This is a genomic window from Phytohabitans kaempferiae (assembly GCF_042433955.1).
GTDB classification, from domain to species: Bacteria; Actinomycetota; Actinomycetes; order Mycobacteriales; family Micromonosporaceae; genus Phytohabitans; species Phytohabitans kaempferiae.
In genome coordinates this window covers 1-1,247 of sequence record NZ_JBHLUH010000108.1, presented here as the reverse complement: position 1 = coordinate 1,247, position 1,247 = coordinate 1, and the positions used below count along the sequence as shown (strand labels likewise).

Annotated in this window: 1 protein-coding gene; it reads right to left on the bottom strand. The window is 67.4% G+C overall.

Annotated elements, in window-relative coordinates; genetic code table 11:
• Positions 1 to 1,048: IS110 family RNA-guided transposase (locus tag ACFFIA_RS42420; RefSeq protein WP_377262976.1), on the bottom strand; the 1,048-nt coding region annotated here is incomplete at its 3' end.
• Positions 1,049 to 1,247: the final 199 nt, after the last annotated feature.

The window sequence follows — 1,247 nt, the reverse complement described above, 5'->3', positions numbered from 1 at the left end:
TCTTGCCTCGTCGGCGGGCCAGGCGCCGGTAGCGCTCACCGAGGAAGGTGTTGGTCCGGGCGAGCCCGGCCACGACCTCGCCGAGGGCTCCGGCCAGCCAGCCGTTGCCCTTGCCGGTGGAGTTGCCCTTCTTCCGGCCGGCCGAGGTCGCGTCGATCGGGGAAAACTTGGCCCAGGACACCAGGTGCGCGGCGGTGGGGAAGACGGCCATGTCCACCCCGATCTCGGCGATGATCTCCTGCGCGGAACGCACCCCGACACCGGTGATCTCATCCAGCTTCGCCACCGCCTGCGCGAAAGGGGCGATCAACTCCTCGACCTTGGCGTCCAGCTCTGCGATGTCCGCGGCCAGGGCGTCGATCCGGCGCAGCATGGTCGCGCAGATGAACGCGTGATGGTCATCGAAGTGACCGGTCAACGCCTCCCGCAGCTGGGGAATCTTGCGGCGCATGGAAGTGCGGGCCATCTCGGCCAACACTCTCGGGTCACGCTGGCCGTCGATCATCGCTTGCAGCATCTGCCGGCCGGACACTCCGTGCAGGTCACTGATCACCGAGTCCAGCTTGATCTGCGCATCCTCCAAGGTCTTCTCCAGACGCTGCTTCTCCCGCGTCTGCTCCCGCACCAGGCTGCGCCGATACCGGGTCACGTCCCGCAACTGGCGGATCGGCTTGGGGTGCACCAGGCTGGGCTGGCACATCCCCCGCTCGACCACCTTGGCCAACCACACCGCGTCCAACCGGTCCGTCTTCGGCCGGCCCGGCACGTTCTTGACATGCTTCGCGTTCAGCAGCCAGCACTGGAACCCTTCGGCCTCCAGCAGATAGAACACCGGCTTCCAGTAGTCCGATGTGGCCTCCATCGCCACCAACTCGACCCGCTCGACCCGCAACCAGTCCGCCAGTTCCAGCAACGCCGGCGTCACCGTCGCGTACTCACGAACCTCCTGCACCCGCCGGTCCGACCGGCTCGCATGCGGCACCCGCACACACGCCACCAGACCAGCCTTGCCGATATCGATCGCGCAGACCCGCGCGACCACCTGCACCGGCTCCTCCGTGATCTCCTCCATCGACACCACCCCTCGTTCAGGACACACAGGGCGGCCACCCGCGGGAACGGTACGGGGCAAACACAGACGCGGACTCGCGTGCTCGAAGCAACAATGCAGGGCCCCTAATCACGCTCCCCGCGTCAGACTAGGCGACGGGCTCGAAGCACCAAGCGCGCACGACGTCGGCGGGCGA